This is a genomic window from Paenibacillus donghaensis, from assembly GCF_002192415.1.
In the GTDB taxonomy this organism is placed as follows: Bacteria; Bacillota; Bacilli; order Paenibacillales; family Paenibacillaceae; genus Paenibacillus_AQ; species Paenibacillus_AQ donghaensis.
Genome location: NZ_CP021780.1, coordinates 6,434,165 through 6,453,371, shown reverse-complemented (window position 1 = coordinate 6,453,371; position 19,207 = coordinate 6,434,165). Strand labels below are relative to the sequence as shown.

Below are 19,207 nucleotides of genomic sequence, written 5' to 3'. Positions count from 1 at the left end.
AGGAACGGGTGAAGCACACTCTCCAGAATTGGGGGAGTGTGCTTTTTTGCGTTGTGGATATTCTACCGCTATTTGTTCTCAGGGAGGCCATTCGAAGAGCTTATAGGGAATTTGTATCGTTAATTATGTCCAACTCGCTTAGAAATGCGATCGACGGACAAATTAGCGGTAACTTTTCCCTATATGCCTTGGGGACTGAACATTAGTCGGGATTTAACGGTAGTTTCTCCCCATAGCCACATACACGTTACACCTTGGAAACCTTGAACCTGCTTACGGAAGGGTAAGGGTCCTGAGTGGTAAAGATAAAGGCTTCTATTTTAAACAAAGGAGGAGAAGAAATGCGGGCAGCAGTTTATGCGGTGGAGAGCAGTGGGCAATGGGAATTGTGGGTGTCGTTGGAGCTGGAGGTGGACAGGTTGTGGTGGCTGGGTGGGGATGATTCTGGGAACGTAAGGATGAATGGGAGTGAAGGAGTAGGCTGGGACGGGAGCAGGAATGGGACACGAGGGGGAAGTAAGGCATTGAACAGAGGAGACAGCAGGGGGGGAAGAGCAGATAAGGTTCGTAAACGAAGTCCTGCCGAAACTATGGTTATTCTCTCCAGCGGATTGCCGCTGGGCTGGGCAGTGAAGCTGCGCTCAGGGTTTAGGCCAAGGGGCGGGATGAAGAGTTGGGCAAGCGCGGAATGGGCTGCTTATATTGATGGTAGTCTCGCTAATGAGCTTAAAGAAGAGCATGAGGCAAGGGGAGAGGCGGGCAAGCCGGGGAAATGGCCAGTGGATGAGATTGCCGTTTGGCGGCGGGAAGCGGGTTGGGATGAAGATAAGGCGGCCAGGGAGGGTGCTCGCAGTCAGATAGCTGGAGGAGGCGGAGAAGTTGGGCTTAAAGGTGTGGATGGAAGCGGGGAGTGGGGCGTAGGAATTGGCAATGGCATCCAGATGGTTGTGGGAGACAGAGGTGCTGGGCTTAGGGCCGAGGGCGGAAGCGGGGAGTGGGGCATGGGCATGGGGGCAGCTGCTCTGCAGGAGCTGCAGCGCTCAGCGGACGCGCTGCTGGGCCTCTTTGGCGGGCGCTCGCTGCTGCAGCCGGAGGCAGAAGCTCTCCTGGCCGAGCGGCTGCCCGGGCTTGCAGGGCGCTGGCGCGGCGCAGCCCAGCTGGCGCAGCTGCAGGGGCGGCTGACGCTGGACGCCGCCCTCAGTGCTCCCGCCCCGGCTGCGCCCGGGGCGCTAAGGCGTGCGGCTGCGCTGCTGCCGCACTTGCCCTGGCGCGGTGCTGCCGCCCACCGCGCCCTAAGGCCACGCTGCCTGCGCTGCGGCAGCGAAGCCACCGGCCGCACGGCCTGCGCCGCGTGCGGCCTCCAGGGCTGCGCCTACTGCGAGGCCTGCCTCGCACTTGGGCGCAGCCGGGCTTGCGCGCTGCTGCTGCGCAGCGCGGCCCTGCCGGCCGTGCGGGGCACGGCCGGGGGCGGTCCCACCGTGGCGGCACGCCGGTGGGGGCTTAGCGCGGCGCAGGCGGGAGCCGCCGGCGCTGCACTGGCGTTTCTGGCGGAGCCGGCACGGCGCTCCGCGGCAAGCTGCCCAGAGCGGTTCCTGCTCTGGGCGGTGACGGGAGCCGGGAAGACAGAAATGATCTTCCCGCTCCTGGAGTCCGTCCTCGCAGCCGGAGGACGGGCCTTGGTGGCCACGCCGCGGCGCGACGTCGTGCTGGAGCTGGTGCCGCGGCTGGCGAAGGCGTTCCCGGCGGTCAGCCGGGCGGTGCTGTACGGCGGCAGCGCCGAGCGCTGGGCAGACGGGCAGCTGACGCTGGCGACCACCCACCAGCTGCTGCGCTTCCACCAGGGGTTTGACCTGGTGATTATCGATGAGCTGGATGCCTACCCGTATCACAATGATCCGATGCTGGCCTATGCGGCAGAGCAAGCCTGCAAGCCGGATGGCTGCTTCATCTACCTCTCGGCTACGCCGCCTGCCCAACTGCAGCGCGAAGCGCGCCGGGGCAAGCTGGCTCATGCCAGAGTGCCGGTGCGCTTCCACGGCCACCCGCTGCCGGTTCCGCAGCATCTGGTTATGGAGTCTGTCCAGCAATGTCTTAAGCACGGCAGGCTGCCCCGCAAGCTGGTGCAGGTGCTGCAGCGCTCCCTGGACCGGGAGGCCCAGATCTTCTTGTTCGTGTCACGCATCGCTCATATTGAAGGGCTGCTGAAGCTGCTGCGCCATTGTTTTCCCGGCAGGTCGATTGAGGGAACCTCTTCTCAGGATGCTGAACGAGCTGAGAAGGTGTCAGCTTTTCGCAACCGCGACATCTCGCTGCTGGTGACCACCACTATTCTGGAGCGCGGCGTTACCGTGCCGCGCAGTGATGTAATTATTCTCGATGCGGACAGCAGTCTGTTCGACGAAGCTTCGCTTGTGCAGATGGCCGGCCGGGCAGGGAGAAGCAAAGAAGACCCGGCAGGACATGTGGTGTTTGCTTCCGCCCAGTGGAGCAGAGCGCAGCGGGGGGCCATCGCCCAGATCCGTACGATGAACGGCATTGCCCGCCGTCAGGGCTATATCCATAAGGAGGGATTGTAATGAATATCAATCTGCATGCATGGTTAAAAGGGGCCCAGTCGCTGCTGGCCCCCTCGGTTCCTATCTGTCTGTCTTGCGGCAAGCGTGCCCGGCTCTCCTCCCAACTGCCTGCGATTTGCACAGCCTGTGCCGCAGCCATTCCCTGGATTACCCGCCCGCGCTGCCGCAAATGTGGCCGGGCGACAGGCTGCCCGGACTGCAGCCGCAGTGGAGAGCCTTCGCCGATCGTCTGCAACCGCAGTGCGGTTGCTTACAGCACCGAAATGCGTGAATGGTTGGGAAGATACAAGTACCGCGGCAATGAGCGCTATGCCCCTGTGCTCGGTGCCATGCTGGACACTGCTTATGTGATGCTGATGGCCGAAATGGAGCAACTGTTACAGGAGCAGCTTCTGCAAGTTAACGCAGGCTCAGCCCCGGAAGGCTGCATAACCACGGCCCACAGGCTGGCCCCGCCGCCAAGGTCCACATCCGCCGATCGTACGCCGACCCCGCCCTCAGGCTCCACAGCTGCATCCCGCTGGCAGGCGGATCTGCTAGTCCCTGTACCGGTCAGTAATGCCCGCCTGGATGAGCGGGGTTTTAACCAGGCCGAGCGGCTGGCGGATGTGCTGTCCCGGCGCAGGGGTATCCCGCAGCTACCGCTGCTCGTCCGCACCCATCATACCGCCAAGCAGAGCTTCAAGAGCCGGGCCGAACGGCTGGCGGATATGAAGTTTGCTTTTGCCGCCAACCCCGACCCGGCGATGAGACCGATGCTAAGAGTGGCTGTGAACGCCATCGGGCCTCTAGAACGACCGCTGCGGATCATCATTGTAGATGATATTTATACAACGGGAAGCACGATCCGCGCCTGTGCGCAGGTGGTGAGCCGCCTGGCGGCTGAAATGGGCTACGACGCAGAGATCTATAGCCTGACCTGGGCACGGTCCTAACTGCGGATTTCCATCTTCATCGTATGGAGCAGAAGAACGCCCATAGTAACAGCAAACATTATCAGATCGACCAGCAGGACATGCCCGACAGGAAGAGCGGCTGAATTCGACATTATCGTTACATAAGACGAGGCATACATAACGAAAGGCGAGTAGGAAGTGGGATATAGCGCCATCACCATTGGATTGGTGATCATGAGTCCGATGGCGGCCATCGTAGGCAGCAGAATAGAACGTCCGAGCTGGCTGAGGCACACAAACAGCGGCACCAGGGCGAATTGACCCAGCAAGGAGACACCTGTTCGCTGAAGCTCCTGCACCAGCAAATCACCTGGCATCGCCTCTCCTTTATAAATCCAGCTGGTAAAGTACAATCCGGTGAATTCGAAGGCCTGGGTCAGCAGAAGAATAAATCCCACGATAACCGTTTTTGTGATGATAATTGCAACCCTGGAGGTTGGATAGGTGTAGAGGATGGAGACGGTGTGGTCTGTATATTCCCTGGATATCAACTGACTGGCGACAACTCCCAGCCATATGATCACTATAAAAAAACAAAAGAACGTTTTCTCGTTCCCTAAATATTCTATCCAGGGCATCGTTTGAGAGTCTGTGTACCGCAGCTTCTCCGAGAGCCGCAAGGCCATAAACAGCAGCGGACTGAACAGGCCAACCACAGGCAAGGTCCAGAACAGACCTGATCTGCGGAACTTAAGCCATTCATTGTAGAGCATCTTAGGCCAGCTCCTTTCGGGTGGTTGCCTGGATGAAGAAGTCTTCCAGAGAATCGCTCTGAATTGTCAGCTCTTTCACTTCAATGCCTTCTCCGACGAGCCGGCGGTTGATGGCCCCGCTGTCCTGAAACCCTTCGTAGAGGCGGATAATCCCCCGCTCCCATACCTGGAAGTTGGTGAGCAGAAGCTCTCGCTCAAGAATAACGGCTGTGCGCTGATCATCGTCAACCTTGAGTTCAAGATAATGGCGGTTCTTGCCCTGAATATCCTCATAATCGAGCTGCTCAATCAGCCTGCCCTGGTGCATGATGCCGATGCGGTTGGCCATCAGCTGGATTTCACCCAGGATATGGCTCGAGATCAGGACGGTAATCTCGCGTTTGCGCTGCAGGTCAACGATCAGCTCGCGCGTCTCCTTAATGCCCAGCGGATCGAGGCCGTTAATCGGCTCATCGAGAATCAGCATGTCCGGCCGGTGCATCATCGCACGGGCGATGCCGAGGCGTTGCTTCATACCCAGCGACAGCTGCTTGGCTTTTTTCTGGGCGGCCTTCTCCAGTCCCACCAGTTTGAGATATTCCATCACGGTTTCTTTTTCGGGAATGCCGCTCATCCGGCGGTGCAGCTCCAGATTCTCGGCAACGCTCAACTGCGGATAGAAGCCGGGGGTTTCGATGATTGAACCAATCCGTCCATAAAGCGAGCGGGTCAGCGCATGACCATACCATTCGATATAGCCTGAGGTGGGCTTAATCAGCCCGAGCAGCATGCGCAGCGTGGTGGTTTTACCGGCACCATTCTGGCCGAGCAGGCCATAGATATCACCTGGCTCAACCTTCAGATTCAGATTCTCGACGACATGGGACTTCCGGTACAGCTTGTTTAACTGGTGCGTTTGCAGAATTGGATTGGGCATGGGATCACTCCTGTATGTAAGGTATGGCTTAAGGATAATCCCCTATCCTTACGTGGATATGAAGCAAATCTTACGTTTTCTTTAAGTGCGGGTAGAGGCGCAACTCAACGCGCAGCTTCGGGAAGCAGCAGAATGAAAGAGGTCATCTCACCGGGGACGGAACAGGCTTCCAGACTTCCGCCAAGCTTCTCTGCCAAATGTCTGGCAATGGTCAGTCCAAGCCCGCTGCCGCTGCTGCCGGAAGAACGTGATGATTCATGCGTATACATTCTTTCAAAAATAAAAGGGAGGCTCTCCGCGCTAATTCCGGGTCCGTTATCCCAGACTTCAAACCTGATCTGTTGATCGAATCGCGTTACCCGCACCCCCAAGCGTCCGCCGGATGCCCCGTATTTCAAACTGTTGGACAGCAGGTTGGAGACGATACGCTCCACCGCCAGCCGGTCGCCCAGCGCATAGAGCTTGTCTTCGGCGATTTCGATTTCAGGCACCAGAGAGAGGTTCTGAAAAGAGGGATACAGCCCCGCCAGCTGCTCCTTGACCAGACTATTGATCTCCAAAGGGACGAACTGCAGGGGGACATCGCCGGCTTCCATTTTGGCCAATTGAAAAAAAGCCTCCAGCAGCTCATACATCGAGCCGGATTTACGGTAGGCGATATCTACAAACTCCCTGATCTCCTCTGGACTGAGACTCTGATCCTTCTGCAGTGCCTCGAGATAGCCGAGGACAGAGGTCATGGGGGTGCGCAAATCATGGGAGATATTGGAGACCAATCGTTTGTGGGCCGCTTCAGTTGCCTGTGTCCGTGATTCGGCCGTTTGCAGCCGGTCCAGCAGGCGGTTCAGGGAAACGGCCAGTTGCTGGAGCGCGGGGCTGGTGTTATGAATCCGCACTCTTGCGTTGGGAGTGGCTGCGGGGTGCTCTGCGGTATCTGCTTTTTGCTCCACAAAAACCTGCAGCTGTCCCAGTTCCCGCTGAAGACGGTTGAACTTGAAGTAGAAGAAGAGTGCGGCCAGTAGGGCCAGTATAAAAGAGACTGTCAGCAGAATATTCATACTCACGTTTCACCCCATTTGTAGCCCATTCCCCATACCGTAACAATCCACTCCGGCTGTGCAGGATCGCGTTCGATCTTGGCGCGCAGCCTGCGGATATGGACAGAGATGGTATTCTCGGCACCGATATACTCTTCGCCCCACACACGGGAATAGAGATTCTCGCGGGTAAACACTTTTTTGGGATGCGAGGCCAGCAGGAATACGATCTGAAATTCTTTGGCGGTCAGGCCCAGATCCTGGCCGTTTCGGGATACGGAACATTGCTCTGGGTCGATCACAAGGTCCCCGCAGGACAGGGATGTTGTGCTGCCCGCAGCCGCTTCGCCCGAGAAGTCGACATACCGGCGCACCAGCGCCTTCACGCGTGCAGTCAGCTCAAAAATACTGAAAGGCTTAATCATATAATCGTCGGCGCCGCAGCCTAGCCCGATGATTTTGTCGGTTTCCCCGTCTTTGGCGGTGAGAATGATAACAGGGACATGGCTGGTGGCCCGAACACGTCTCAGCACCTCCAGACCATCCATCCCCGGCAGCATCAGATCGAGCAGTACCAGCTGGAACGGCCCCTTTTCTGCAAAAGCGGTCAAGCTCAAAGGCCCGGTGTCCGCATGGACGCATTCCATGCCTTCTTTTGCCAAATAACGTTTGATCAGACTGGCAATCTCCGGATCGTCCTCAACGATAAGTACACGGATCATCGCGGTTTCCCTTCTCTCTCTTTCATTTTGAAACAGACTTTTTTGCTATTATAATATAATTAAATGTACGGGATAGCCGATACTAATCATAGACGAAGGTTGCGCTATCATGTAATCTAGGCATAAGAATACTATATGCTGCACAACATGTATGGAGAGGAGCGGCTGCTTGATATGAATCTAGACAATTGTCCAAGGTGCGGCCGGCTGTATGTTAAGAATATTATGGATTTATGCCAGCCCTGCATTAAAGACCTGGAACATGAATATGAGATTTGTGTGAATTATTTACGTGAGAACAGGGGAACCAACATACAGGAGCTGTCTGACGCCACAGATATTTCGATTAAGGAAATTACCCGTTTTATCCGCGAAGGCCGAATTTCCATTGCCAATGCACCGAATATGATGTATCCCTGTGAGGTATGCGGAACCCTGATTCGTGATGGCCATATGTGCGACAACTGCCGTAGTCGTCTGCGTAAGGATCTCAGCAGTCTGACCAAGGAAATGGCTGATGAGCCAGTCAAAAAAAGTACAGATGGTGCCTATCGGGCGGTTGACAAACGCCGGGATTTATAATTTTTATGTAAAAAAACGGTTACAGCTATAAAGAATGTTTCAAATGAAGCCGATAAACTTAGTAAAGATTATCGGCTTTTTGAAAATATAAGGATTCATATGTTTTTTGCTATAAATCATCCTTATATTTCTCGCTGAAACGAATGCCGCCTCTTGCAGAGGACGGCACAGCCGTTTCTACTTGTGCCATAGCCGTTTCAACCTGTAAGAGAAGGAAGGTGGAAGTTATGAAAATTAACGAGACCGGACGAATAAACGCCATTAACCCGTATCAACGAAGCGCGGAAGCGCAAAGGCAGGAACAAATGAAAAAAAGCACACGCAAAGATGAGGTTTCGATCTCCGATGAAGCGATCAAGCTGCTGCAAGCCCAGAACAATGACAAGGTTGACGCAGAACGTGCCATGAAGATTGACAATTTGAAGCAGCAAGTCTCCGCAGGTACCTATCAAATAGACGCAGCTAAACTCGCAGAGAAACTCGCCCCTTACTTTAAGCAATCCTCCGAGAATTAGGTGAAGCCATCCATGGAATTAACACCATTGTTAGAACTGCTTGAGCGGCTGGATGAAGTGCATCTGCAGATGCTGGAGCTGGCCGCTCTTAAGAAGCAGAGTATTATGGACAACCAAGTCGATTCGTTAATTGATCTCCTGAACCGTGAATCCAGACTGGTGAAGCTGATCGGGCAGCTGGAAGAACAGCGTGCAGAGGCAGCCTATGCCTTTCTGCAGGGTGTTGGCATCCGCTCCAACCTGAATCTGAACCTCACAGAGCTGTCACGGCTTGTATTTGACCCTGAAGACAAAGCGCGGCTGCTGCATATCCAGCAGAAGCTTTCGGGTACGCTGTACCGTTTGAAGGAAGCCAATGAGCTGAACCAGAAGCTGATTGAGCAGTCGCTTACCTTTATAGATTATTCACTTGATCTTCTGGTCGGAAGACCGAACCAAGAGATCACTTACCATCACCCGTCCGACAAGGGCAGCAGCGTGACCCGGCCGGGTATTTTTGATGCCCGGGGATAACCACATTCTAAGCAGCATACCGTTTAGCCTAAGCTGAACATTGGGGAGGAGCAGTAGCATGACATCTACATTTCATTCGATCGAGACGGCAAGACGGAGCCTGTTTACCCAGACGACTGCGCTCAACACAACCGGACATAATATAGCCAATGCCAACACCGAGGGGTACAGCCGTCAACGGGTTAATATGACGGCTTCCCGCCCAATGGAAGCTTATGGAATACAACGTTCTTCAGTTCCAGGACAACTGGGTACTGGTGTGGAATTCACCTCCATCGAACGAATCAGAGAGGGCTTTCTGGATGACCAGTTCCGCGGCGAGAATGCAGCCATGGGGAACTGGTCCATTCAATCAGATACGCTGGATAAGCTGGAAGCGATCATCAATGAACCCTCTGATACCGGAATCCGTACTGTGCTCGATAACTTCTGGAAATCGTGGTCGGATCTGAGTAAGAGCCCTGAGGACCCAACAGCCCGCAAGATTGTTGTTCAGACAGCGCAGGCGTTGACTGATGCCATTAACTACATGGACAAGCAGTTAAAAGGCCTCTCCAGCGATCTTTCCGCCAACCTGGACACCAAGGGTTCGGAAATTCAGGGTTATTTAGGTTCGATCAGAGATTTGAACGAATCCATAACTAAAATTGAAGGTATGGGCGATCATGCCAACGATTTACGTGACCAACGTGACCTGTTGACTGATAAATTGTCCAAAATTATCAATATTACAGTGGTTGATGGTGAGGCAGGATATACAATTTCAATGGGAACCCAGCAGTTGCTGCAAGGAATCAATCAACCTGTAGTGATTAGCAATCCCGCTGTCCCCAACTCTGGAAATGTATTCTTGAACAACGCTTTCGCAGCTGGGTCGCTTACGGGCGGCGAAACCTACGGAATGATCTTCTCCAATACCAAATATGTAGCAGACTATCAGAAACAGCTTGACGGGATAGCCAACACACTGGCAACTGGAGAGCTTGAGGTCACTATTCCGGCAGGCTCCAATCTTCCGGCAGGTACTGTTGTACTTAAGGAATCAGAGATCACGAATCCGGATGGGACGAAGGTTACGCTTGCCGCAGGTGCAGCTGTGCCTGTTCCCTTGACTGGAGACTTGAAGACAACCGTCAAAGGTATGAACGGCTTACATGAACTGGGGTATGCCATGAATGGCACCAGCGGCAGACCATTCTTCACGCCCACCACGCCTGGAGCAGCAATTACGGCCGCTAACCTGCAGCTCAATCCGCTGATTGCTGCAGATCCGACCCTGTTCGCCACTTCTTTGCGCACTACTGTAGATGCAGCAGGTAACACCAAGGTCATTACAGGCAATAACACGATGGCCTTGCTGATAAGCAATCTCAAGGACAACAGTTCATTCACATCTGCTGACGGACTTAAGAAGGGGAGTATCGGCTCCTACCTAAGTTCCATGGTAGGCCAACTCGGTATCCAATCCCAAGAAGCAACACGCCAGAATGAGAACTCCAATTATTTGCTGGATCAGGTAAGTTCCCGACGTCAATCCGTGAGCGGTGTCTCTCTGGATGAAGAAATGACGAACATGCTGGTCTACCAGCATGCTTATAGCGCTGCAGCACGTTTTATGACAACCTACGATGAACTGCTGGATAAATTAATTAACTCTACCGGAACCGTTGGCAGATAAAGGAGGAATAGCAGATGTTGAGAGTAACCTCGAACATGATGAGTAACCAGTTGCTGCGTAACTTGAACCGTAATGCCAATACAATGAACGATACCCAGTTGCAACTGGCCACTGGGCGCAAGATCAACAAACCTTCCGATGATCCCGTGGGTATTACGTATTCCTTGCGTTACCGTGCTGAACTATCATCCAACGAGCAGTATACGAGGAACGTAGACAGTGCCCTGTCGTGGCTGGACTATAACGATACCGTACTGGGCCAGGCTGGAGATGTTATGCAGCGTTTACGTGAGCTTGCGGTTAAAGGATCAACAGGCAGTAATCCACAGTCGGCATTGGACAGTATTAATGAAGAAGTCATGCAGCTTAAGGAACAGCTTGTTGATATCGGCAACAGCCAGTTGAACGGTAAATTTATTTTTAATGGTGAGAATTATAAAACGAAACCTTACGACTTCGCCAAAGGCCCGGACGGGACTTATGATGTCAGTAGAACGATCGTTACAGACCCTGGACAAATTCAGTATATCGTTGGCGAAGGTGTGCAGATGCCGATTAATACCAGCGGGAATGAAGTGTTTGGCCATGATAGTGATCCGGATAATTTGTTCGCCATCATTAACAAACTATCTGCAGGCTTGAAGTCAGGCGATCTTAAGGCTGTGTCTGAAGAACTTAATAATATTGATACACGTACGGAAACCATCCTATCAAGCCGCTCGGAAATTGGCGCTAAGACGAACCGTGTAGAGTTAATGCAAGGAAGGCTCAGTGACCTGAACATCAATTTGACTGATCTGCAGGCGAAAACTGAGGATTCCGATTATGCTGAATTAGTGATGAAGTCGAAAATCCAGGAAAATATCTATAATGCATCGCTGTCTGTGGGTGCTAAGGTAATTTCCACTACTCTCGTTGACTTTATAAGATAATGGAGGGGACTGCCATTGCTCCAGTCAGTAGTGCAGATTCGTCAGACGCCTGCGGTAATGGGGATTGATGCAGACCCCGGAACTTTCTCCATCTCGCAGCCTAAAGCTGAGGTCCAGGTTACGACTACTCCAGGAGAATTAACTGTCCAATCTACCCGTCCAGAACTTACTGTAGACCAGTCCCGGGCCTTTGCTGCTTATCATGGCGGCAACATGCTCGATATGAACAAACGGATCTATTCGGGTATTCAGCAGCTATATTTGCAGGGATTGGCCAGAAAGGTTGAGCAGGGCAACCGGATTGCTGAGTTTTTTAAGCCGGGTAATACGATTGCCGAAGTGTATGGTACAGATACTGAACCGAATTCGTTCCCGGAAATGCGTGGTCCAGCATCGATGGACAATGTGGACATTCACGTTGAGACGAAAGCGCCGCAGATTAATTTTCAGGCCGCTGAAGTAGACATCGAGATCATTCGACATGATCCTGAGATTGAATTTACCCGAGGCAAACTGGAAATCTATATGCAACAATATGGTTCCCTTCAGTTTACTCCGCCAGAAATAGATGTTCAAAGGTAGCTTCTGAGCTATAGATGTGCCGGAGAGCACCTCTATAGCTTTTATTATTTATTAAGGAAATAATGAAAGATGAAAAAACAGTTTTGCGAAGCAAAACGTTCGAGGAGTGAACAATTTGATTATAGAAACGCAGTCTTGGGGTAAACTTGAAGTGAACAAGGAACAGCTTTATCATTTTTCAAAAGGAATCCCCGGCTTCGATGATGAGACGGACTTTGCATTAATTGCGCTGGCAGACACTCCTTTTTGGTATCTGCAATCCGTTAAGAGTGATGGCTTGGCTTTTCTGCTCGGAGATCCGTTTACATTCTATCCCTCCTACGAATTTGAACTGCCGGATGATGAAGCTGAAGAACTGGCGATTGGTTCAGAGGTCATAGTGCGCTGTATTCTTACACTCAAGGAACAAACCGAACATTCTACAATTAACTTGCTGGCACCCATTGTACTAAACCCTGTAACACAGACAGGCAAACAAATCGTGCTGCATCGGGCGCCTTATCATACTAAGCATAGCTTGTTGCAAGAGCAGCCGCTTACTGACGGAAAGGATGGTGGCTGAAATGCTCGTATTGTCCCGTAAAAAAGGGGAGTCCATCGTCATTCAGGACCAAATAGAGTTGACGGTCTTGAGTGTGGAGGGGGATACGGTAAAAATCGGCATCTCTGCTCCAAAGCATGTCGATATTTTCCGTAAGGAAGTCTACCTGTCTATTCAGGAGGCTAATCGTGAGTCGGCAGCACCGTTGCAGTCTGATCTCAATGCGTTGATCCATCGGCTGCGGGGGCCAAACGCCTAATTAAAATACAGCAGTGTAGTATCAATACAGAAGGGCCGGCCTTAATTGGTCGGCTTTTTTATTCTTCTCACTATATTGACGCGAAGCCTACAATTGGTTATATAATTACATCTGTTCATGTCTAACTGATATTTATACGTAACGGGGGAAAGAGAGTAATGAGGAAGCTAAAACAAACATGGAAATTATCTGTAGCAGTGGCTTTGACAGCGGTGTGGCTGTTGTTGTGGGGAATTCCTATTCATGCTGAGGCAGCGACGGGTGGCAATCAGATAGCTGCAGATGAACTTAAAAATATCAGCCGTCTGTCCTTTCAACTACGTGATGCTTATCAGACGCCTTATACGGTTTATATTTTTGCCAAGGATGAGAAGATGTCTGTCTTGACGGAAGAGGACTACTGGACAAACAATAAAACAGGGGACAAAAGCTACACAGGGACATATCGCGCAGCAGTGGTAAAAAATGGAGAAAAGTTCGGAACAGTACAATCCCTCAAACTGCCTTTCGGCGGGGTCACGTTGCCGCAGACCTGGCATTATACAGTGAAGAGCAGCGGCAAGCCTATGCCCGACTTGTTGATCCTCTCGGAGTGGGGAACCTCCAACTTCAATCTGGTATATCCGTATGTTATTCGCTCCGGGACGCTGGAGCCGCTGCAATTCATAAATCCGCAAGGCAAGAAGCTGGATGCTTCCTATCCGGCAAGCAGAGGTGACGGTGTCCGCAGTTTGTCTGGGTCACGTCTTCAATTCAAATTCTACAATAACAGTGTGTTTAAATACGCAGTGAACACGTTTAAACTGAATCTTAGCAAGCTTGAACTGCAGGTGAGTGACTCCAGATACGTGAATCAAGGCTCGTGGCCTAACGCGGGAACGGGAGATCGTGCATACTTGGAGAATCTCAAGGCTGCAGCCATTGGAGGTTACTTGCCGGCTAATCCACAAATCAAACTGGGTATGAAATTTAATACACTGAAGAACAGGCTCAAGACGGCCAAGTTTACGGAGAATGGAGAGTGGGGCGCTTTTTACGGATACAAGACTTACGCTGTAGGCTTTAATGAATACATGCATGAACTTGGTCCCAGTTCGTATGTCATGGTGTTCAACATCTTCGCAGATCAACAGAATCTTGCTGTCGGTAACGTCAAGTATTGGCTGGGCAAGCCCAAGGAACAATATTGGAACGAAGCTGAGGGAAGTTATGGAATGATCTACACCATGGGAAAACATTCATTGGCCTTTCATTATGATGAAGAAGATGGTTTTATTCAGTTGATAACGATATATTAATTTCAAAGCATTCAATGTACTGATTTGCCGAACAGACTGCGTTCCTCAGTGAGGGAAACGGTCTGTTTTTCATATTTTTTGTGGATAAAGATAAAAAAACTTCAAAATGCTCTAAACAGTTGGGGACATGGTGTCGATATATGTATTAGACGCTGAACCGGCAGGGCGGCCGACCTTAATGGTACAGCGTTTACCACATGGATGTGGAACTAACATAATTTCAAGGAGGAAAAACTAATGATTATTAACCACAACGTACCGGCGCTGAATACTCATCGCCAATTGTCCATCAACACTGCTAACACTAACAAAAATATCGAGAAATTGTCTTCCGGTCTTCGTATCAACCGTGCAGGTGACGATGCAGCTGGTCTGGCAATCTCCGAAAAAATGCGCGGTCAAATCCGCGGCTTAGATCAAGCTTCCCGTAATGCTCAAGATGGTATCTCGTTGATTCAAACCGCTGAAGGTGCATTGAACGAAACTCACTCCATCCTTCAACGTCAACGCGAAATCGCTAACCAATCCGCTAACGGAACAAACACGGATTCCGATCGTCAAGCTCTGCAAGACGAAATGAACCAACTGACTTCCGAAATCAACCGTATCGGTAACACTACTGAGTTCAATACTCAGAAATTGTTGCAGGGCGATGGAAAAGCAAATCTTGTTAAAACCGCTGCAGTAGCCGATGCCAAATTAGCAACTGGAGCAGCAGCATATACAGTTGAAGCTAAGAGAACTGATGCTATTACTACTGCTTTCGCAACTACAGAAAAACTATCTTATGATCTTAATGGTCAAAATATTGAAGTTACTTTTACTACAGATGCGGCTGTAACAACTGGTACTTCAAAATTGAATGACACTTCTGTTACCGATGCAGCAGCAACAGTTGGAATTAATGGTGCTCAAACAGTTGGAGATCAAGCGATATCAGCAGCAGCAGCACTTCAAGCTATCATTGATAAAAATGATACCCTTAAAGGCAATTATACTGCTAAAGTATCCGGATCTAACGTTGTTATTGAAGCTGTAAAAGGCGGGAAATTTGAAGGAGCAGCTGGCGTTGTTGCAGCTGGAGCTAGTACTACAGCCGGTAAATTAACTCCAGGTTCGACTGTTGCAGGGTCAACTCATGCCGCTGCAAAAGCAACAGCTGACATCGACCTTTCTGCACTTGACACGGATGCTGAAATCCAAGCCCTTGTTGGTAAAGGATTCAGTATTGGAGATCAACAAATCGAATTCTACAATGCTAGTGAAGGTTCTTATAAAGGTAAAGGAATCGGTGTAGCTATTGATACAGCTCTAGCAGCTACGGCCACTAATAAAGATGAAGCATTGGCAAAAGCGATTGCTGATACTGTGGGAAATAAAGCAAAAGGTGTATCTGTAGCGTTATCTACAACTACAAATATCCTTACTGTTACAGCTACTGAGGGTGGACTTGACGGCAATAAAATAGAGATTAAAGATGGAGGAATTCAAAAAGAATTCGAAACATCTTTCCAAATTGGTGCTAACACTGGCCAATCCATGAGCCTTTCCATCAAAGACGTTCGCTCGAACGCTCTGGGTATCACAGGTAAAGCTGGCGATGCTGGTTTCACCACTGCTAATACAGTAACTAACGGAACTAATGATGTTAAAGGCGAAGCTGCTCTGAACATCGCCACTAAAGAAGGCGCATCTGCAGCTATCGATGTTCTGGACAAAGCTACTGCATTCGTATCCAGCGAACGTTCTAAACTGGGTGCTGTTCAGAATCGTCTGGAACACACGATCAACAACTTGGGTACAGCTTCCGAGAACCTGACTGCTGCTGAATCCCGTGTACGTGACGTTGACATGGCTAAAGAAATGATGCAACAAACTAAGAACAACATCCTTGCACAGGCTGCACAAGCTATGTTGGCGCAAGCTAACCAACAGCCACAAGGCGTTCTGCAATTGCTTCGTTAATATTCTCTTGATTCACCTTAAGCTCCGGGGAAACCTGGAGCTTTTTTTATTTTTTTCTTGACAGGCCTTAAATCCTAAATTATCCCTGAAAATAACCGATATATATAGTATAAATTGAGTGTTAGTGGAGGTCGGGGTTTATGAATGTACAGTTTTCACTTACTGCCAGTACAACAACCGGACAAGGCAAATCAGAAATCAAGCCAAGTGCTGAACCGGCGTCACTTGTAAGTCAAGCAGATTCTATCCGTGATCTCAAGGATATGAGTTTGAGGGAGAAACAGGGGGTAAATGTCTCGGTTGCTGAGGAACAACTTATCCGTACTATTGAGCGGGCCGTGAAATCTCTACAGGGTCCTCAGACCACGCTGGAGGTCAGCATTCATGAGAAGACAAATTCTATTATGGTCAAGGTCCTGAATAAGGATACCGGCGAATTGATCCGCGAAGTCCCCCCAGAGAAGACTTTGGATCTTGTAGCTAGTATGATGGAGATTGCCGGTATTCTTGTAGACGAAAAAATATAACCTTTGGAGGTGTCGACTTGGTTACACGTGTAAATGGTTTCTCAGGCATGGACATTGATAGTATGGTCAAGAGTATGATGGCCGCCAAACGGGTGCCCCTAGATAAGCTTACTCAAGATAAGCAACTCCTGCAGTGGACACGGGAAAGCTACCGGGAGCTGAACAGTAAACTCTACGATTTTCGGCAAAATAAATTGATTGTTAAATATGGTGGGAATGCGGCTCTAAATGCGAATAAGGCAATTACTACTGGAAACACAGATGCCGTAAAAGCAGAGGCTCTGGCTTCCGCCAATGGAATTAACATGGAGGTAAGTGTTAGTCAATTGGCTGCCCGGACAACGCTGCAGATGAATACAGGATTAGGCCAAGGCGTACCGGGCTCCACTTCCTTGGCAAAACTCGACGGTGTAGATTTATTTAGTCTTTCAGAGGATGCCCGAACCGAGTATCTGAAGAAGGGTTTTGATGTTGCCATTAATGGGGTGGAATTTAAGGACAAGGATGGCAAATCCCTGTTCAATGGTCTTACTCTTATCTCAACGATGGTGGCAACCATTAATTCACACCCGACTGCCAATGCTATTGCAAGCTATGATGAGATTACAGGGAAATTGAGTATTGCCTCTAAGACCAGTGGAGATCCTAATCCAGCTTCTGGATACGAATCAACAAGGGATGTAAAGGTAGGGAATGGAAGTACCTTATTGGCTTTATTCACCAAGAGAACTGTTACGGAAGTAGAGACCAATGGGGCTGGAACTAGCGATGGTACCAAGTCATTGGCTCATCTGCAAAATCTGCTGGATACGACAATCGAGGACGATGCCGAGAAGTTGAAATACAAATTCAGCGTCAATGGTGAATCCTTTTCTTTTGACGGAACCAAATCTATTAATGATGTTGTAGCTGAGATTAACGCGAAGTCGGGTACAACTAAAGTACAGGCAGAATTTACCGGCGGCAAATTGAAGCTGACTGCGGACGCTGGCAGCGAAGTGAAGCTGGGGGGGGATTCCTTCGAGCTTCTGCAGTTGTTCAAAGGCGTGAAGCCTGCTGTAGGGAGTCCCAGTGATTACAATGTTAAGAGTGGACAGGACGCCATCGTTTCAATTAACGGTGAACCCATCCAAAATGCGAACGACAACATCTTCACAATTAATGGCGTCCAACTGACGCTGCTGAAGGAAACGGTTATAAGAGGCCCTGTTGATCCTGCAAATCCAACCACTCCACCTCCAATAACAGGTGACAATACGATCAAAATTACGACCCAATCTGACCCGGATAAAGCCATAGAGTCCATTAAGGGCTTTATAGAAGACTACAACAGCTTGGTAAAAACGCTGAATTCCAAAATTGATGAAGTCAAGTATCGTGATTTCAGGCCACTGACGGATGAGCAGAAGAAGGAATTAAAAGAAGCAGATATTAAGACCTGGACGGAGAAGGCACAAAGTGGTCTTCTAAAGAATAATGACATTATAAAAAATGTCCTGTCCCAAATGCGCGGAATTATAACGGAGAAGCTGGGTCCGCTTAGTAATCTGGGAATTACCACAGGGAATTATAGCGAAAATGGCAAATTGGTGATTGAGAATGAATCGAAGCTGAAGACTGCCATCAGCGCAAATCCTCAGCTTGCTCTTGACCTGTTCCAGGGTTCGGGAAATGCTGTAAATGACGGTATTTTTGATAAGATGGCAGATAAGATAAATGCTGCACTTGGTAGTATTGCTGAACGCGCAGGAACAAGCAAAAACTCAATGGATCTATCCAGCAGATTTAAAGAAGAAAGTGTAATGGGTAGGACGATGAAGGGGTATAATAGTCGTATTCTTCTCATGCAGAGAAACCTGGCAAATACGGAAAATCGCTACTACAAGCAATTCACCGCGATGGAAACAGCCATGGCCAAGATGCAATCCCAGTCTTCAAGTCTGCTATCCAGCATGGGTTTATCATCATAATAGCTAATAAAGGGTGAGATCATTGATTAATTCTCCTTACGATAAATACCGTCAGTCTTCTGTCCAGACGTCTACACCTGCCCAATTAGTGATTATGCTCTATGATGGGGCGATTCGCTTTATCCGGGCAGGGTTGGATGGACTGAAGAAAAACGATCTCGAGAAAACAAATACCAATCTCGGTAAAGCGCAAACGATTGTCAGTGAGTTGATGAGCACGCTTGACCGCAGCTATGAGGTGTCTGAAGGACTATATTCACTCTACGAATATACGAGCTTCCTGCTCGTAGAAGCGAATATCCGCAAGGATGCAGCAAAGGCTGAGGAAGCAGTTGGATATTTGACCGAACTGCGGGAAACTTGGTTGCAAGCTTCTAAGATTGCAGCAGGGCAAGGGCAGACGCCGTTGTCACCAGAAGGCGCTCATGGATGAATGGATCAAGCGATTAGAGCAGTTGACAGATAATATGATGGGGCTGCTCTATGAAACTACTTATGAGGAGCTAGAAGCCTTCGTGGAAGAGCGCCAGGAGCTAGTGAATAAAATCGGAGATTTGGTCGTTTCCTGTCAGCCGTCGGATGCGCAGAAGCGGGAAATTGGTCGAATGTTGGAGCGGGATTCGGAGATTTTGGCTCGTATGAACGCCCTCCGGCTGGAGGCGCAGGACTGGCTGCAGAAGCGCAATCAAGCCAAGGCGCAACGCAGCGCATACGAAGCAGGATATACACCGGACAGCTTTTTGATGGACCGAAAAAAATAATTTTTTCTATAGTTTCACTAAAGGAGCAGACGGGTATTAATTAGCGTCTGCTCCTTTTTTTGACCCAATATCACTATTTGTCGAACCATAATCTAGGCCAATATTGGATGGTAATATATTGAAAGTAAACATTTACTATTCCAATTGACAATGGAGAAGCAGCG

Annotated in this window: 20 protein-coding genes; 16 read left to right on the top strand and 4 right to left on the bottom strand. The window is 50.0% G+C overall.

Translation table 11 applies throughout. The features are described from left to right. Window positions 1-341 precede the first annotated feature (341 nt). A complete protein-coding gene (locus B9T62_RS29250; protein WP_245864113.1) occupies window positions 342-2,576 on the top strand; it encodes an ATP-dependent helicase ComFA in 2,235 nt (744 codons plus the stop codon). Further along, complete coding sequence (locus B9T62_RS29245) at window positions 2,576-3,511, top strand: ComF family protein (RefSeq protein ID WP_245864112.1); 936 nt, start codon at window positions 2,576-2,578, stop codon at window positions 3,509-3,511. The genes B9T62_RS29250 and B9T62_RS29245 overlap by 1 nt, the downstream gene beginning before the upstream one ends. Here B9T62_RS29245 and B9T62_RS29240 read toward each other — a convergent pair. The 4 genes from B9T62_RS29240 to B9T62_RS29225 form a co-directional block, all read right to left on the bottom strand. Continuing rightward, on the bottom strand, window positions 3,508-4,245 hold the full coding sequence (locus B9T62_RS29240; protein ID WP_087918470.1) for an ABC transporter permease: 738 nt from the start codon (window positions 4,243-4,245) through the stop codon (window positions 3,508-3,510). The genes B9T62_RS29245 and B9T62_RS29240 overlap by 4 nt on opposite strands. A gap of 1 nt (window position 4,246) precedes the next feature. Further along, entirely contained in the window at window positions 4,247-5,161 is a 915-nt protein-coding gene (locus B9T62_RS29235) for an ATP-binding cassette domain-containing protein (RefSeq protein ID WP_087918469.1), read from the bottom strand. A gap of 104 nt (window positions 5,162-5,265) precedes the next feature. Continuing rightward, entirely contained in the window at window positions 5,266-6,219 is a 954-nt protein-coding gene (locus B9T62_RS29230; protein WP_087918468.1) for a sensor histidine kinase, read from the bottom strand. A gap of 2 nt (window positions 6,220-6,221) precedes the next feature. Further along, entirely contained in the window at window positions 6,222-6,920 is a 699-nt protein-coding gene (locus B9T62_RS29225; RefSeq protein WP_087918467.1) for a response regulator transcription factor, read from the bottom strand. Between the two features lie 174 nt (window positions 6,921-7,094). Here B9T62_RS29225 and B9T62_RS29220 point away from each other — a divergent pair, with 174 nt between their 5' ends. The 14 genes from B9T62_RS29220 to B9T62_RS29155 all read left to right on the top strand — a co-directional run bounded on the left by B9T62_RS29220 (window position 7,095) and on the right by B9T62_RS29155 (window position 19,043). Continuing rightward, window positions 7,095-7,502, top strand: a complete 408-nt coding sequence (locus B9T62_RS29220) for a TIGR03826 family flagellar region protein (protein ID WP_087920470.1) — start codon at window positions 7,095-7,097, stop codon at window positions 7,500-7,502. A 227-nt stretch (window positions 7,503-7,729) separates the two neighbouring features. Further along, window positions 7,730-8,017 (top strand): flagellar biosynthesis anti-sigma factor FlgM, encoded by a 288-nt coding sequence (gene flgM / locus B9T62_RS29215; RefSeq protein ID WP_087918466.1) that lies wholly within the window; start codon window positions 7,730-7,732, stop codon window positions 8,015-8,017. Window positions 8,018-8,029: 12 nt separating this feature from the next. Continuing rightward, window positions 8,030-8,530, top strand: coding sequence for a flagellar protein FlgN (locus B9T62_RS29210; RefSeq protein WP_087918465.1), 501 nt, complete (start codon window positions 8,030-8,032; stop codon window positions 8,528-8,530). A gap of 58 nt (window positions 8,531-8,588) precedes the next feature. Beyond that, window positions 8,589-10,208, top strand: a complete 1,620-nt coding sequence (flgK, locus tag B9T62_RS29205; RefSeq protein WP_087918464.1) for a flagellar hook-associated protein FlgK — start codon at window positions 8,589-8,591, stop codon at window positions 10,206-10,208. A gap of 14 nt (window positions 10,209-10,222) precedes the next feature. Continuing rightward, entirely contained in the window at window positions 10,223-11,140 is a 918-nt protein-coding gene (gene flgL / locus B9T62_RS29200) for a flagellar hook-associated protein FlgL (RefSeq protein WP_211296365.1), read from the top strand. Window positions 11,141-11,155: 15 nt separating this feature from the next. After that, window positions 11,156-11,722 carry a DUF6470 family protein gene (locus tag B9T62_RS29195; protein ID WP_211296364.1) on the top strand — a complete coding sequence of 189 codons (567 nt, stop codon included), beginning with the start codon at window positions 11,156-11,158 and terminating at the stop codon, window positions 11,720-11,722. Between the two features lie 115 nt (window positions 11,723-11,837). After that, a complete protein-coding gene (locus B9T62_RS29190) occupies window positions 11,838-12,284 on the top strand; it encodes a flagellar assembly protein FliW (RefSeq protein WP_087918462.1) in 447 nt (148 codons plus the stop codon). Window position 12,285: 1 nt separating this feature from the next. Then, on the top strand, window positions 12,286-12,522 hold the full coding sequence (gene csrA, locus B9T62_RS29185) for a carbon storage regulator CsrA (protein ID WP_087918461.1): 237 nt from the start codon (window positions 12,286-12,288) through the stop codon (window positions 12,520-12,522). A gap of 158 nt (window positions 12,523-12,680) precedes the next feature. Next, on the top strand, window positions 12,681-13,820 hold the full coding sequence (locus tag B9T62_RS29180) for a hypothetical protein (protein WP_087918460.1): 1,140 nt from the start codon (window positions 12,681-12,683) through the stop codon (window positions 13,818-13,820). 237 nt (window positions 13,821-14,057) lie between these two features. Continuing rightward, window positions 14,058-15,785: a flagellin N-terminal helical domain-containing protein gene (locus B9T62_RS29175; RefSeq protein ID WP_087918459.1), complete on the top strand. Its 1,728-nt coding sequence runs from the start codon at window positions 14,058-14,060 to the stop codon at window positions 15,783-15,785. A gap of 140 nt (window positions 15,786-15,925) precedes the next feature. Beyond that, on the top strand, window positions 15,926-16,312 hold the full coding sequence (locus B9T62_RS29170; protein ID WP_087918458.1) for a flagellar protein FlaG: 387 nt from the start codon (window positions 15,926-15,928) through the stop codon (window positions 16,310-16,312). Between the two features lie 17 nt (window positions 16,313-16,329). Beyond that, window positions 16,330-18,282 (top strand): flagellar filament capping protein FliD, encoded by a 1,953-nt coding sequence (gene fliD / locus B9T62_RS29165; protein ID WP_087918457.1) that lies wholly within the window; start codon window positions 16,330-16,332, stop codon window positions 18,280-18,282. A gap of 22 nt (window positions 18,283-18,304) precedes the next feature. Then, on the top strand, window positions 18,305-18,715 hold the full coding sequence (fliS, locus tag B9T62_RS29160) for a flagellar export chaperone FliS (protein ID WP_087918456.1): 411 nt from the start codon (window positions 18,305-18,307) through the stop codon (window positions 18,713-18,715). Continuing rightward, on the top strand, window positions 18,708-19,043 hold the full coding sequence (locus tag B9T62_RS29155; protein ID WP_087918455.1) for a flagellar protein FliT: 336 nt from the start codon (window positions 18,708-18,710) through the stop codon (window positions 19,041-19,043). Before fliS ends, B9T62_RS29155 begins: the two co-directional genes overlap by 8 nt. The last annotated feature ends 164 nt before the right edge of the window (window positions 19,044-19,207 follow it).

Bases quoted from the DNA above. Each gene is read 5' to 3' on its own strand.
- B9T62_RS29250 (WP_245864113.1), top strand. From the start codon at position 342: ATGCGGGCAGCAGTTTATGCGGTGGAGAGCAGTGGGCAATGGGAATTG.
- B9T62_RS29245 (WP_245864112.1), top strand. From the start codon at position 2,576: ATGAATATCAATCTGCATGCATGGTTAAAAGGGGCCCAGTCGCTGCTG.
- B9T62_RS29240 (WP_087918470.1), bottom strand. From the start codon at position 4,245: ATGCTCTACAATGAATGGCTTAAGTTCCGCAGATCAGGTCTGTTCTGG.
- B9T62_RS29235 (WP_087918469.1), bottom strand. From the start codon at position 5,161: ATGCCCAATCCAATTCTGCAAACGCACCAGTTAAACAAGCTGTACCGG.
- B9T62_RS29230 (WP_087918468.1), bottom strand. From the start codon at position 6,219: ATGAATATTCTGCTGACAGTCTCTTTTATACTGGCCCTACTGGCCGCA.
- B9T62_RS29225 (WP_087918467.1), bottom strand. From the start codon at position 6,920: ATGATCCGTGTACTTATCGTTGAGGACGATCCGGAGATTGCCAGTCTG.
- B9T62_RS29220 (WP_087920470.1), top strand. From the start codon at position 7,095: ATGAATCTAGACAATTGTCCAAGGTGCGGCCGGCTGTATGTTAAGAAT.
- flgM (WP_087918466.1), top strand. From the start codon at position 7,730: ATGAAAATTAACGAGACCGGACGAATAAACGCCATTAACCCGTATCAA.
- B9T62_RS29210 (WP_087918465.1), top strand. From the start codon at position 8,030: ATGGAATTAACACCATTGTTAGAACTGCTTGAGCGGCTGGATGAAGTG.
- flgK (WP_087918464.1), top strand. From the start codon at position 8,589: ATGACATCTACATTTCATTCGATCGAGACGGCAAGACGGAGCCTGTTT.
- flgL (WP_211296365.1), top strand. From the start codon at position 10,223: ATGTTGAGAGTAACCTCGAACATGATGAGTAACCAGTTGCTGCGTAAC.
- csrA (WP_087918461.1), top strand. From the start codon at position 12,286: ATGCTCGTATTGTCCCGTAAAAAAGGGGAGTCCATCGTCATTCAGGAC.
- B9T62_RS29180 (WP_087918460.1), top strand. From the start codon at position 12,681: ATGAGGAAGCTAAAACAAACATGGAAATTATCTGTAGCAGTGGCTTTG.
- B9T62_RS29175 (WP_087918459.1), top strand. From the start codon at position 14,058: ATGATTATTAACCACAACGTACCGGCGCTGAATACTCATCGCCAATTG.
- B9T62_RS29170 (WP_087918458.1), top strand. From the start codon at position 15,926: ATGAATGTACAGTTTTCACTTACTGCCAGTACAACAACCGGACAAGGC.
- B9T62_RS29155 (WP_087918455.1), top strand. From the start codon at position 18,708: ATGGATGAATGGATCAAGCGATTAGAGCAGTTGACAGATAATATGATG.